Genomic DNA, 14,969 nt, shown 5'->3' on the forward strand with positions numbered 1-14,969 from the left:
ATTTTATTCACAATTAATATATAGAAAAACCCTCTGTTTTTAAACAGGGGGTTTTTCAACAAACTGAAAGGACAAGTAAAACTTGTCCTTTGTAATTATAGCTATTTCTTTTTAAATAAGCTTACCCCAGCTATAGTAAGCATTGATGCAAAGCTCAATAATATTGAAGAATTTTTTCCTCCTGTAGTAGGAAGTTTATTACCATTATTATTTTTTTCTTCAACAGGATTTTTAGTAGAATTTTCTTTTAATTCTTTTATTTTGGCCTCAGCTTTTATAAGCTTGTCTAAGTTAGTTATTGCTGAATCATTATTTGCAATAGTAACTAAATTTCTTGCAGCTTTAATAACATCTTCATCCTTTAAAGTTAAAGTTTCTAAAGTTGGAAGCTTGTCTATTGCAGAAATAGCAGCATTTTCCTTTAATATTTGTTCTTGCTTAATTTTTTCTATCTTAAGCTCTTCTATTTTATTTTCAGCAGAAATTAATACATTTAAATTAGTAACATATAAATCATTGTTTAAAGCTTTAACCAATGATCTAGCAGCAGTAACAATTGATTCATCATCTAATGTTAGTTTATCTAAAGATGGAATTTTATTAATTGCTTCTATAACAGGAAGAGCAGCAGCTTCATTATCCAAGGTTTCTTTATTAAATATTTTAGCGTCATTTTCTACAGAAGCATTATCTATTACTGTAACTGCATAAGTATAAGTTTTAGTAGAATCTATATTAGTATCAACAAACTCTCTACCAGATTTTACTCCGAAACGAGCAACTAAATTCCTAGGATTGGTTATATCAACTGTATCTAAATTTCCTTCTTGTCTGTAAATACAATAAAATTTACTATCACTATTACTATCATCCCAGCTTAGCTTAATTGTATTATCTTTAATTTCATATTTTGCGTTAGTAACAGGAAGAGTTTCTATTTTATCAAGCCAAGGCTTTCCAGGAACATTGGCAGGTAAGTTTAAATAGCTAGTTTGTAAAATTTTATTAGCATGATTTAATATATCAAATTTATCACCAGAAGTTACAACAGTCTTAGGTAGAAGTTTATCAAAAGAAAAGAAAGCACTTCCTTTAACGTTTTCAAATTTTTGATTAAATCTTAATTGATTAGCTATTTCATATGGATTTTTAAAATTATTATCCCAAGACGCATCTATATATTTATAATTAGGGTGTCCAATGTAAAGATGAGAATTGCTAACTCCTTTAAATTGATCATCCCACCATTTAAGTAATTCACCATATGGGGCAGCAGCAGTATTAAAAGCCCAATAAATCTGAGGCGTTAAATAGTCAACTAATCCTTCTTTTACCCATTTTCTTGTGTTAGCAAATTGATCTCTTAGACTTGATGTGGATCCAACTGGTGTATTAGAACCCTCAGAATAATTTTCTGCATGTCCCCATATTCCAAATGGCGAAATACCAAATTGTATAGATCTATTTTCATTCATATTGATAGTAGTAACTTTATTTTTTACTGCATTAATTAAAAGATCTATATTATTTTCTCTCCACTTAGCAGCATTTTCAACAGTGTATTCCCCAAATCCCCTATTATAATCTAGGAAAGTTTGTTTATCTAAATCTTGTGCATAGAAAAATATATCTTTACCATTATCAGTATACTTATATGGATAAAAATAATCATCAAAATGAATTGCATCAACATCATATTTTGTTGCAACTTCCTCTACTCTTGAAACAACATAGTCAATAACTTCTGGTTTACCTGGATCTAAAAATAGCTTATTTTGAAATTCATAAACTAAATCAGGGTTATTTCTAGCAAAGTTATTTTCTGCAAGTTCGTTTAACTTTTCAGTAATAGATCTTTTATCAACATTGTTTGTGACTCTATATGGGTTAAACCAAGCATGGAATTCCATACCTCTTTTATGAGTTTCAGATATTAACCATTCTAATGGGTCAAATCCATTAAAACCAGGATCCTTGCCTTGGAATGTATAACTACTTCCACCCTTATGAAGATATTGAGACCATGGAGCAATATCTGATGGATACCAAGCATCCAGCATAGGACTTACTTGAAAAGTAACAGCATTTAAATTCAATTCTTCAAATTTATTTAGAATTGAAGAAAGTTCAGTTTTAAATTCTTCTTCAGCAGATAAATTTGGATCACTTGTAACATCAGAAATATCAATATTTACTACAGTGGATAACCAGGCCGTTCTAAATTGCTCTTTTGGATTAATAAACTCATCTGGAATAGTTACTTGAGGTCCATTCTTGTAAAGGTATACTGGAGTGGTTTCATCGTACTCTACTTCTCCAGTGGCAAAGTTATAAGTTTTAAAATTAAATAAAGGTGACTCATTGTCCATTGCAAATGAGTTTTGCCAAGTGAAGGCTTGGCTTGAAATACTAGCTAGTAAAAATAAAGTCAAAGCTTTTTTCTTTATCATAATACCCTCCTAAATAATGAATAATAATACTTGTATGGAAAAGTTTACAAGTTAATAATATTGTAACGCAAAAGAATTTATATTTCAACATTATTTAGAAAAAATGAAATTAATTTTCAAATATCTTTTAAAAGTTAATTTCAAAGTATTAATAGAATGATATAGTGACTATAATAAGACATACAGGGGCAATAATTATTTATGAGCATAAAATATAATAGAAGAATTTTAGGAGTTGAAAAAATGATAGATTATAAGGGTATTTATTATAATGATATAAACAATGACAACTCTTTAAAAGTACAAGAAAGATACAATAAAGAAATTAATAATATCAATTCATTAGAGATAAAAGCATCATGTAATGAGTTTTATTTAGAACAAGATATACAATTAATAGCATTAAAAGAATCTATATTTGGAATAAAAGAAATAAGAGATGTTAATTGGAAAATTGACTATTTAGGAAAAGATATAACATTAATAAATAATAAAATTAAAATTAGTAAAAATTTAAAAGAAAAAAAATCAATTAAAGTGACGTGTTTAGATAAAATAACAGGTGAAGAAGCATGTAGAGAGTTCCCAATAATTCTAAAAGAAGTAAAAGATACATTAATACATTTTATAAAAAGTGATGGTGATTATTGCGGTAACGGATATAAATGGGATCTCTGGAGTTTTTCAAATTATGGGAAGTCCTATGCGATAGAATTAGAAGAAAAAAATGATTTTGGAAGATGTGCCTTTGTTAAAGAAGAAAATATAATTGCAAGAAGAAGAGCGTGGGGAGACAACTGGGGAAATGATTGGTCAGAGCAAACAGCAACCTTTGAAATACCTGAATCAATTAAAAATTGTTATATTATTTATGGTGAAAACAAACTTATAACAAATTTAGAAGATGTGATTGAATATATAAAGCCTAAAATAGATATAGCACTAATGGATAATAATGATAATATAACAGCCTTTTTATCCAAAGCTCCAATAGATGGAACAAAATTTTATATTTATATAAATGGAATTAAGAAAGAAAATTGTAAATATATAATTGATAAATTATCAAAAAAAATAGAATTTATGGATTTAAATTTAGATATAGATCCAAGTGATTTAATTGAAATAAGAGCGAATAACACCTTTCTTCCATGCAAGGTTACAATGAGAAGATACTTAGATAAATATTATTATCATGAAAATGATATGGGAATTGTATATGATGAAAAAAAAATTCACCTAAGAATGTGGGCTCCAACAGCTTTCAAAATAAATTTGTGTCTATATGAAAATTGGTATGATACTAATGAAAATACGAAAATTTCATACGAAATGAAAAAAGATAATAAAAGTGGGACTTATTATGTAAATATAGATAGGAAAAGTAGTGAAAATAAATTTTATTTATATAAAATTTATTTTAAAGATATAGATAGAAAAGGAAAAGAATATATAAAAATAAATTATGCAGTAGATCCATATGCAGTATCGGTAGGAATAAATGGAGAAAAAGGATTTTTAATAGATATAAACAATGTTAAATCAATGCCTCTAGGATGGGTGTTTGATAAAAGACCACAGCTTTTAAGAAAGGAAGATTCCATAATATATGAAATTCATGTAAGAGATTTTACTATAAGTGATGATAGTGGAATAGATAAAAAAATAAGAGGAAAATATTTAGGATTGGCTAAAGAAGGAACAACTTATAAAGATAAAAATAGAAAAGTTATTATAAAAACAGGAGTTGATCATTTAAAAGAACTTGGGATAACCCATGTACATTTGTTGCCGATATTTGATTTTGGATCTGTTGATGAGAGAAAATCTAATAAAAATGGAAATAGAAATTGGGGGTATGATCCTAAAAATTATAATGCTCCAGAAGGAAGTTATTCAAGCGATGCATATAATCCAATTTCAAGAATAATAGAGCTTAGAGAAATGATAAAGGTACTTCATAAAAATGGAATAAGAGTAATTATGGATGTAGTTTACAATCATATGCAAGAAACTAGAGGGTTAGATAATATAGTTCCATCTTACTATTTTAGAACTGATTATAGAGGAAGATTTACAAATGGATCAGGGTGTGGTAATGAAATAGCAACTGAGAGACCTATGGTAAGAAAGTTTATAATTGATTCTATAAGACATTGGCTCAAGAATTACCATATAGATGGATTAAGGTTTGATCTTATGGAATTAATTGATATAGATACAATTAAAGAAGTAATAAAAGTAAGTAAAGAAATCGAGGATAATATATTAATTTATGGTGAACCATGGAAAGGAGGAAATTCACCTCTTACAAATGGAGCACATAAAGGTAGTCAAAGAGGGGAAGATTTTTCTGTTTTTAATGATATATTTAGAGACTTTATAAGAGGAAATAATAGCCCTTCTAATGGATTTGTTAATGGAAACTCACATGATGGAGCTACTGCTTGGAGCATAATAGAGGGCTTAAAAGGATCAATAAATACGCTGACACTTAATCCAAGAGAAAGTATAAATTATGTAGATGCTCATGACAATTATACTCTTTGGGACCAAATAGAAAAAAGTTTAACACAAAATATAAAAACTGAGGATTATAGAAAAATAACAGAAGAAAATATTTTAGACAATAATTTAGTGAGAAGAAATATACTAGCCTTATCAATAATATTGACAGCTCAAGGAATCCCATTTATTCAAGGAGGAGTAGAGTTATTAAGAACCAAAAATGGTGATCATAACAGCTATAAGAGTCCAGATAATATAAACGCTATATTTTGGAGGGATAAAGTAAAATATATTAGTGTATTTAATTATATAAAAGGGCTTATAGATATTAGAAAAAAGTTTAATTCTTTTAAATTAAGTACAAGAGAAGAAATAAACAATATTGAAATCTCATTTTTAAACGGAGACGAAAATGCTGGAGTAATAAAGTGGCACTTTAAAAATTTTAATAGTATAGAAAAAGACATAAATGATTTAATAGTCGTGTATAATGGAACTTCAATAGATAATTATGATATAAAGCAATATATACCAAATTTCCAAAATGAAGATTGGAGCATAATTGCTGATTCTAATAAGGCAGGTATAGACGTATTAAAGAAAGTTAAAACATCAGAAATTCCTAGATTAAAATCATATTCAATTATGATTTTATACTCATAAGATTTAAATTGCGAATATAAAGGCTACGATAAATAGATATGTTTCATAAGCTAAATAGCTACGCAAAGAAGTACTAAGCTCGGAGAACTACTATGCCAAGAGTTTTGGTTAAACTCGCTGCTCTCAGACAAACCAACAACACTAAGGCATAGTAGTTCTTCCTTCACCAAGTACTTCTAGTTTCTCGCTATATGCTTATTTCACATATTCTATTTACCTTCGCCAACTTATATTAAGAATTTAAATTAATAATGAATTAAGTTATTGGTAAAAAATAATTGGTGAGGCAAATTAAAAACTTAGTTAAGTGGAGCAGACTATAATTGAGCTTGATACCTGTTCCCTGACACCTGTTCACTGTTACCTTTTACCTAAGAAGCTTGCTTCGCAAAATAAATCTATAGTTTACATCTAGTACTTGTTACCTGATACCTGATAACTGTTCCCTAAAAAAATAAAACAACTGTGCATTGTGCCTTGTGAACTGTGAACTGAAAAATGCTTCACAAAATTTTACAACTGTTTACTATGAAGGCTAGAACTTTTTTCTATAATTCTATTTAATGGCAGTAATGCAATGATAACTAAAACTACAATTAAGTTTCCTCCAACAACTGAACCATTAACAATTAGAGAATAAAGGGTAGGAGACCATCCATCAGGAGCAAATTGCCCAAAGAATAGAACACCTGATATAAAGTGAAATATAAATCTTACAAACATACCTATAAAAGTTCCAATTAGCTTTTTATTTTTGAAATATCCAGCAAGCCCAATAGCCATGAAAGGAAGAGGATAATCAAATAGTACTTGAATTGGATGAAGTATATAAGGACTTAAGATTAAATAAATAACTCCAAATAAGAATCCAGCAAGCATACCAATTTCAGGTCCATAAATAAAGGAAATTATTAAAATTGGTACCATACTTCCTAAATTTATACTTCCTGCGCCATTAGGCAAGTCCACTATTTTTATAAGATGAAGTATTGTAGCTAGTGCTAAAGCTATACCTATTCTAGACATTATTTTAGCATCAAGCTTAATCCTTTTAAACTTTATAAGAGCTAATATTAAAATTATTACGCCTATTAAAGTTGCCAAAGAAAGTGGGCTTTTAAAAATTTCAATAAAACTTTCTTTTATTGTGTTAATAAAATTATTCATAAAAAATACCTCCTAAAATATGCTAGGAGGCATCTATATAGCTTAATAAAAAATTAATTCTACAAAATACATTGTGACTTTCCTACGCTGGTATTATCCAGATCAGGTAAAGAGGGTTAATGATTAATCATTTCTCAGCCAAAAGGCACCCCTAGCACTTAAATTATTTAATTTATAAGTAAAGTTTATATAAAAATAATTAAAAAGTCAATAAATTTTATTAGTAGATATTTGTAATAAATTACCGTTTATTTATTTTTCAAAAAAAGGTACTATATATTTAAGGACACAGTGCATAGTTTAATGAATAAATTTTTATATTATTTATAATAGTTTATAGGATGGGGAAAAATGAGAAACAAAAAAAAGATAAAAGCAATAATAATTTTTCTTATATCTATTATTATTTTAATAAGTAGTAGTATTTATATTGTGAAAGCAAATAATGATAGAAAATTAAAAGTGCAAATAGAAGAAATAATTAAAGAATTTGATGATATTGAAATTATTAATATGAATAGTAATGAAGAAAATGTATATAACCATCTAAAAGAAAATTTTAATGGAAACATAGCTAATAAGAATTTAAATGGAGCAAATGATATTATAACTCAATTAAGTAATTTAAAATCATCAGTGGAAAAAAGAATTAAAGATGAAGAAGATAAAAAACTAGAAGAAGAAAAGATAAAAGAAGATTTAGGGAAAAAAGCTGTTGAGAAAGAAAAAAATGAGGAAAATGATTCTACAGTTTTAGAAAATAATAATAATGAAATAACTAATAGTAACAATAGTACACAAACTCAAAACAATAATAATCCTAAAATTGCTAATACATCTGTAGCAAAAAGCTCAAATCAAATAATTTCTGTTGTAAGTACAGGGGGAAGTACAGCGGAGTTAGTTTTATGGCAGAAAGATAGTAATGGTAATTGGTATGAATATGACAGTATGTTTGCAAGATTAGGTGAAAATGGAATGAAGAAAGCAAGTGAAGTATATGAAATGGACTTATGCACCCCAACCGGAGTATATAGTTTAACAGAAGCATTTGGAGTAGCACAGAATCCAGGAAGTAAGATTCCATATAGAGTACTAGATGGGTCAGAATATTGGGTAGATGATGAAAGTTCATCTTACTATAATACAATGCAGTTTGGCTCTGCAAATGGAAGATGGAATTCAGCAGAACATTTAATAGAGCATAGTGATTCATATAAATATTCATTAGTAATAGACTATAATAGATGGCCTGTAATTCCAGGAAAAAGCTCTGCAATATTCTTACATGTAGATGTTGGAATTCCTACATGGGGGTGTGTAGCTGTAGAATTAAATAAAATGAAGGAAATTCTACAATGGATAAATCCATCAGAAAATCCTCAAATAATGATTGCTTTAAATTATAGTACACTTTACTCTTATTAAGATATATTGGAATTATATAAAAGTTAGAAATAATTTTACATAAATATAGAAAAATATTTTACTATAATAAGGCTGGAATTATAAACAATATGATTCCAACCTTATTTTTTATAATTATTTTTAATTAGCCATATCGATAAATTCTTCTTTTTCTTGGAGAGGCAAGATAATTATAAGCAGATGTCCAATAAGAGATTAAATGTGGTTTATATTTTAGAACATCCTTTAAAAACTTATCAAACAAGTGAAGCTTGACTAATATTTTAATTATATCTTTAGGATATGGAGTTATTTTTGAATAAGGTTTTCTTGGATCTATTATCATAATTTTACCCTTTGAATCTACAAATATATGAGCATTTCTTATATTAATTCTTTTAAACTTTAATCTTTTTAAATCTTCAATAAGATCGATTATTTCTACTGATAGATTATATGGTAAGCCGTGTTTTGAAATATATTCAAAGAGATTATCACCACTTACGTAGTCTCTTATTAAAATATTACTTATCCTTAATATAGGCTTAGGGAAAAAAGGGCTATCTAAGGTTTTTCTAAGGATTTCTTCTTCATTCTTAGCAGATTTTATGTTTTTAAATGTTTTAAGAGCATATCCTTCAGGGGTCAAGTATACAGAGCCTTCAGCTCCAGATCCTAAAAGTTTACAATCTTGAATTTCTAATAAGTATTTCATATTACCACTCTATAATAATTGCTTTTAGATATTATATGCAAAAAAAGAAAATATGATATTAAATAAGTATTAATTAATGTAATAATAATATTAAAGGTAGGAAATATTAATTTTGTGCTATGATATATATAATTAATACAACTATTTACAGTTTTTATATTTAGATTTATAATTATCTAATTAATAGATTGTAGATAAGAAGTATGGAGGGGATAAGATTGCCATTTATAGATTCTAAAGTAACTGTAAAGTTAAATAAAGAAAAAAAAGATATATTAAAAGCTAAATTAGCAAATATAATAAAAAATATTCCAGGAAAAAGTGAAAATTATCTTATGATAGGATTTCAAGATGAATATTCACTATATTTTCAAGGTAAGGAATTAAATTATGGAGCATTTATAGAAGTTAAAATTTTTGGTAAAGCTTCAAAAGAATCTTTAGATAAAGTGACTAAAGAAATTTGTGAATTATACGAGTTAGAATTAAACATTCCTCAAAATGCAATATATATTAAATATGAAGAAGTAGAAAATTGGGGATTTAATGGTTTTAATTTTTAATTAAATTTTGCTTTTATATATCCTTTAGGGGGAATAAAGATGGAGTGGAAAATAAAAAGATTTGATGATTTAACCATAAGGGAACTCTATAGTATTCTAGAATTAAGAAATAAAGTGTTTGTTGTGGAACAAGAATGTATTTATCAAGACTGTGATGGAAAAGATTTAAGTTCATATCATTTATTTGCTATAGAAAATAATGAAGTTTTAGCTTATTTAAGAATACTAGATAAAGGAATTTCTTATGATGAAATATCTATTGGTCGTGTAGTAGTAAATAAAATCCATAGGGGAAAAGACTTAGGGAAAAAAGCAATGGAAAAAGCAATTGAATATATAAATGATATTTATGGTAAAAGTAAAATTAGAATATCAGCACAAGTGTATATAAAAGACTTTTATAAGAGTTTAGGATTTGAAGATGTTTCTAACGTATATTTAGAGGATGATATTCCTCACATAGAAATGCTAAGAGATATTGAAGATGACAATTAATAAAAAGGAAATTATAAAAAGTATTATTTAGTAGTAACTTTTATAATTTCCTTTTTAAGTTCTATTTAATTAGTAATAAGTAAGATTGACTTAATGTTAAGCAAAGTAAAGAAATAAGGAAATTTATAGATTTCTAATTTTTTATTATGCTGCTAATTGTTTTTCATTTAGAAGTACATTAATTCTTTTAAAGTAAGTGATTCCAAGAGGAATAGCAGCAGCAAACCAAGCAGCAGGGTCAGCTAAAGCAATTCCAGTAAAGTCTATTAATCCTGGTAATGTAAATGCAACTACAGTTCTAGCTATCATTTCAGCAACTCCAGCCATCATAGGAACAAAACTATCACCAATTCCTTGAAGAGTATTTCTATATATAAAAATTAATCCTAGTGGAATATAAAATATAGAAACTGTATTTAAATAATGCCTTGCATATGATATTACTTCTAAATCATTTCCGTCTATAAATAATTTTGTAAAGGCACCGCCAAATGATATTACTACAATTGTTGAGACTATACTTACAATAATACTAATAATAGTACATTTTTTAACCCCTTCTTTTATACGATCTATTCTCCCAGCACCAAGATTTTGCCCAGAATAAGTAGCCATTGCAACTCCAAAGGTAACAGCAGGCTGCATAACAAGCTGTTGAACTTTAGAAGCAGCAGTATATGAAGCTATTATTTTAGAACCAAAGTTATTAAGAGCACCTTGAAGTACCATAGCTCCAGCAGCAGTTATAGAAAATTGAAGTGCCATTGGAACACCAATTCTCAATTGTTTTTGAACATAGTTTTTTCTTAGTTTCCAGTGATGTTTTTTTAATTTTAATATAGGAAACTTCTTTACTATATATATTGCACATAATATTGCAGATATTGATTGAGAAATAATAGTAGCATAAGCAGCTCCAGCTACACCCATTGAAAAATTAAAGATAAACACAATATCTAAAACTACATTTAGTATTGAAGCAATAATTAAAAAGTATAGAGGAGTTTTACTATCTCCAAGAGCTCTTAATATACTTGACAGCATGTTATAAAATATTATTGCAACATTACCAGCATAAATAATGATGATATAAGACAAGGAATCATTAATAATATCAGCTGGTGTATTCATAAGCTCAAGTAAAGGTCTTGCAGAAATCATACTTATAAAAGTAACTATAATAGTCATAATTATTGATAAAATTAAGGAACTTGCAAAGGCTTTTTTTACACCTTCTTCGTCATTAGCGCCAAATCTTTGTGCAACTAAAACAGAAAAACCACCGGTTAATCCAATAACAAATCCATTAACTAAAAAAGCCATAGCACCGGTAGAGCCTACAGCTGCTAATGCGTTAACACCAAGGAATTTACCAACTATTATAGTATCAGCCATACTATAAAATTGTTGAAATATATTACCTATAAGTAAAGGAATAGAAAATGTTAAAATTAGTTTTACAGGATTTCCTGTTGTCATATCTTTTGTCATAAATAGCCCTCCATTTATATAAAATCCATAATAAATTTACACATATAAAATAATCTAACATTGTAAAAACTTTCTCAATAATAACATTATAAAAAGTTATTATCAATATTATTTCAAATTTAGAAAATAAATTTGAGTTTTTAATACAAATAACAATTATAGGATTAGTAGAAATTTAATGCAATAAATATATAAAAAATATCTAAATGTGTACAAAATATACAAAAATAATAGATGAATTTAATAACTTTGTAACAACTTAAACAAACTATGTAAAAATATGTTAAACTATATTTATAAAAAAGAGGTTTAAAATGTAGTGTTATGAAATTAATTTAATTACAAAATGTAAACTGAATCATTATTATATAAATGTAAAATTAGATAAGAATAAAATTTTTGAGAGGTAAAAATATGCAAGTAATTAATATATCAAAGGAAGAATTAAGAAGATTCCTAGTAGTATATCAAGGATTATACACTAATAATACCTTTATTGGGGAAGAGGGAATTAAAAAGTTTATAGAGCGAGTTGGATGCATTCAATATGATCCGCTAAATGTTGTAGGAAGGAATGCAGATTTAGTTATTCAATCAAGAATAGAAGATTATGATCCTGTAATGTTAGAGGATTTACTTTATAATAAAAGAGAATTAATAGATGGATGGGATAAAATGATGGCTATATATTCTGTTAAAGATTGGCCATATTTTAAGAGAGTAAGAGATGAAAGAAAAAAAGAAGTTGAAAATGTATTAAAGAATAGGAACTCACTTGATGCAATAAACTACGTTGAACCTGTAAAAGAATTCATACAAAAAAATGGTTCCACTATCCCATCAGAAATTGATTTAGGTTCTGTAGAAAAAGGAAGATGGGGACATGGAAAGCTCTCAAGTGCTACAATGGATTATATGTGGAATAGTGGAGAGCTTGGAGTCAAGGAAAAGAAGAATACTCAAAAGAAATATGATTTAATTGAAAGATTATTACCTTCTGAAATATTATATGAGTCAGAGCCATTTCAAAATGATGAAGAGTTCTATAAATGGTATGTTAAAAGAAGAATAGGTAGCATAGGAGCTTACTGGGATAGAAGTGGAGAAGGTTGGCTAGGTAATTATATTTCTAACAAAACTTTAAGACAAAGAGTATTAAATGGATTAGTAGATGAAGGAGAATTAGTACTTATTAGAGTAGAAAATTTAAAAGAAACATTCTATTTAAGGAAAGAAGATATATCAATTTTAAATGATTCTACTTCAATTAATGGAAGTAATGTAAAATTTTTAGCCCCATTAGATAATTTAATTTGGGATAGGAAGTTAACTAGAGATATTTTTGATTTTGATTATACTTGGGAAGTATATAAGCCAATAGACAAAAGAAAATATGGATATTATGTTTTGCCAGTTTTATATGGAGATAGAATTGTAGCAAGATTTGAACCAGAACTTCATAGAGGGAATAAGCCATTAGTAATAAAAAATTGGTGGTGGGAAGATAATTTTGAAGTCACTAATGATTGCATAGATTCTGTAAAAGAAGCCTTAGATAAGTTCTGTAAATATTTAAAAGCAGATGGAATATCAAGAGATTCATTTAACAAAATAAATAGAATATAAATATTTGCTGAAGATATTGAAAGTGACCTTAATATTAAGAGATTAAATAAATTTAAAAAATAAAAATATATACTATTATTACTATAAATTTAAGGATATACTAATAAGCTTTTTAATAGAGAATTATTAGTATATCCTTATAAAATTTTTATGCTAAAGCAAATTGACTATTATATAGGTTAGCATAAAAACCACCTTTATTTAATAGTTCAGTATGATTCCCTTGTTCTATAACTTTACCATTATTCATAACTAAGATTAAATCAGCTTCACGAATAGTTGAAAGCCTATGAGCTACAATAAAGGTTGTTCTACCTTCCATTAATTTATTAAAAGCTTTTTGAATATAAATTTCTGTACGTGTATCTATACTGCTAGTTGCTTCATCTAATATAAGCATTGGTGGTTTAGATAACATAATTCTAGCAATACATAGCAGTTGCTTTTGTCCTTGAGATAAGGAGCTATCATCTGTAAGTACAGTATCATAACCTTTAGGTAAATTCATTATAAATTTATGGGCATGAGCATTTTTTGCAGCAGATATTATTTCTTCTAAGGAAGCATTTGGCTTGCCATAAGCTATGTTTTCCTTAACTGTACCAGAATATAGCCAAGTGTCTTGAAGGACCATACCATATAAACCTCTTGTACTACTTCTAGTTATATTATCTATATTAATACCATCTATTTTTATTTCTCCAGAATTTATATTATAGAATCTCATAAGTAAATTAATTAGCGTTGTTTTACCACAACCAGTTGGACCAACTATTGCAATTTTAGATCCAGGTTTAACTTTTAAATTAAAATTTTCAATTAAACTTTTATCTGTGCTATATGAAAATGAAACATCATTTATATCTATATATCCTTCACAAGTATTTAAGGTAATAGAATCCTTAGAATCTGAAGTTTCTTCTTTTTCATCTAGAATTTTAAATACTCTACTTGCAGATGTAAATGCAGCTTGAAGTTCTGTTATAACTCCTGATATTTCATTAAATGGCTTAGTATATTGATTAGCATAACTTAAAAATGAAGAAAGCTGACCTATGCTTATAGTACCATTAATAGCACTAATAGCACCAATTATTCCTACGGCTGCATAAACTAGTCCATTAACAAATCTTGTGCAAGGATTGGTTAGTGCAGAATAAAATTGAGCTTTTTGGCCATAGGTATATAATTTCTTATTTATATCTTCAAAAGCTTGTTTAGATCTATCTTCAAAGGAAAAGGCTTTAACTATCTTTTGATTTCCTATCATTTCTTCAACATATCCACTTAATTCGCCTCGGACTTGGGATTGCTTTCTAAACATAGAATGACAATGCTTAGCTATTGTAGAAGCTGTAAATAGAGATAAAGGAGTTATTATAACAACTATTAAAGTAATTTTAATATTTATTGAAAGCATAAATATTAAAGTTCCAATTATAGTTATTACTCCAGTAAAAAGTTGTGAAAATCCTTGAAGAAGTCCGTCAGACACAATTTCTATATCATTAATTACTCCATTCATTATATTTCCATGAGAAGTACTATCTATATACTTTAATGGCAAGGAATTTAGTTTATTAAAAACATCAATTCTTAAATCTTTAATAGTTTTATAACTCACAATATTAGTACATCTAGTCATAATAAGTTGAAGAATTGGCGAAAATATAACTGTTATTGAAAGGAGAATTAATATTTTAAATAATTTTGAAAAGTTAACATTTCCTGGCCCTATTAATAAGTCTATTCCTTCTCCTATAATTATTGGAGTAAAAAGTGTAAGAGTTATGTTAATTACTGCAGTAAAAAAAGCTAGAATTGTATATTTATTATATGGTTTTGTATATTTCAAGATCCTTTTTAGTAATGGAAGATTCATAT

The 14,969-nt window shown here is 27.2% G+C and carries 10 protein-coding genes and 1 riboswitch; of the genes, 5 read left to right on the forward strand and 5 right to left on the reverse strand.

The genetic code is table 11. The features are described 5' to 3' along the window. Positions 1-101: 101 nt before the first annotated feature. The gene (locus ABDZ60_RS02230) at positions 102-2,450 is read right to left on the reverse strand and encodes a family 10 glycosylhydrolase (protein ID WP_343775536.1); all 2,349 of its coding nucleotides are present in this window, start codon (positions 2,448-2,450) and stop codon (positions 102-104) included. Between the two features lie 243 nt (positions 2,451-2,693). Here ABDZ60_RS02230 and pulA point away from each other — a divergent pair, with 243 nt between their 5' ends. Continuing rightward, positions 2,694-5,621, forward strand: coding sequence for a type I pullulanase (pulA, locus tag ABDZ60_RS02235; RefSeq protein WP_343775539.1), 2,928 nt, complete (start codon positions 2,694-2,696; stop codon positions 5,619-5,621). Positions 5,622-6,134: 513 nt separating this feature from the next. Here pulA and thiT read toward each other — a convergent pair. Beyond that, positions 6,135-6,788: an energy-coupled thiamine transporter ThiT gene (gene thiT / locus ABDZ60_RS02240; protein ID WP_343775542.1), complete on the reverse strand. Its 654-nt coding sequence runs from the start codon at positions 6,786-6,788 to the stop codon at positions 6,135-6,137. Between the two features lie 62 nt (positions 6,789-6,850). Continuing rightward, a riboswitch (TPP riboswitch) is annotated at positions 6,851-6,951 on the reverse strand. 188 nt (positions 6,952-7,139) lie between these two features. Between thiT and ABDZ60_RS02245 the strand changes: the two genes are divergently transcribed. Next, positions 7,140-8,216 carry a L,D-transpeptidase family protein gene (locus ABDZ60_RS02245; RefSeq protein WP_343775545.1) on the forward strand — a complete coding sequence of 359 codons (1,077 nt, stop codon included), beginning with the start codon at positions 7,140-7,142 and terminating at the stop codon, positions 8,214-8,216. Positions 8,217-8,340: 124 nt separating this feature from the next. Here ABDZ60_RS02245 and ABDZ60_RS02250 read toward each other — a convergent pair whose 3' ends face one another. Next, positions 8,341-8,910, reverse strand: a complete 570-nt coding sequence (locus tag ABDZ60_RS02250; protein WP_016206629.1) for a protein kinase family protein — start codon at positions 8,908-8,910, stop codon at positions 8,341-8,343. Positions 8,911-9,128: 218 nt separating this feature from the next. Here ABDZ60_RS02250 and ABDZ60_RS02255 point away from each other — a divergent pair, with 218 nt between their 5' ends. Both ABDZ60_RS02255 and ABDZ60_RS02260 read left to right on the forward strand, forming a co-directional pair. Further along, complete coding sequence (locus tag ABDZ60_RS02255) at positions 9,129-9,473, forward strand: phenylpyruvate tautomerase MIF-related protein (protein WP_016206630.1); 345 nt, start codon at positions 9,129-9,131, stop codon at positions 9,471-9,473. A gap of 39 nt (positions 9,474-9,512) precedes the next feature. Then, positions 9,513-9,968 (forward strand): GNAT family N-acetyltransferase, encoded by a 456-nt coding sequence (locus ABDZ60_RS02260; RefSeq protein WP_047001508.1) that lies wholly within the window; start codon positions 9,513-9,515, stop codon positions 9,966-9,968. 144 nt (positions 9,969-10,112) lie between these two features. On the opposite strand, the gene ABDZ60_RS02265 is transcribed toward ABDZ60_RS02260, so the two are convergent. Beyond that, positions 10,113-11,459 (reverse strand): MATE family efflux transporter, encoded by a 1,347-nt coding sequence (locus tag ABDZ60_RS02265; protein WP_343775553.1) that lies wholly within the window; start codon positions 11,457-11,459, stop codon positions 10,113-10,115. A gap of 414 nt (positions 11,460-11,873) precedes the next feature. Here ABDZ60_RS02265 and ABDZ60_RS02270 point away from each other — a divergent pair, with 414 nt between their 5' ends. Further along, positions 11,874-13,085, forward strand: a complete 1,212-nt coding sequence (locus ABDZ60_RS02270) for a winged helix-turn-helix domain-containing protein (protein WP_343775556.1) — start codon at positions 11,874-11,876, stop codon at positions 13,083-13,085. Between the two features lie 148 nt (positions 13,086-13,233). Here ABDZ60_RS02270 and ABDZ60_RS02275 read toward each other — a convergent pair whose 3' ends face one another. Then, complete coding sequence (locus tag ABDZ60_RS02275) at positions 13,234-14,967, reverse strand: ABC transporter ATP-binding protein (protein WP_343775559.1); 1,734 nt, start codon at positions 14,965-14,967, stop codon at positions 13,234-13,236. Between the last annotated feature and the right edge of the window lie 2 nt (positions 14,968-14,969).

This window comes from Clostridium sartagoforme, assembly GCF_039521405.1.
GTDB lineage: Bacteria > Bacillota > Clostridia > Clostridiales > Clostridiaceae > Clostridium > Clostridium sartagoforme.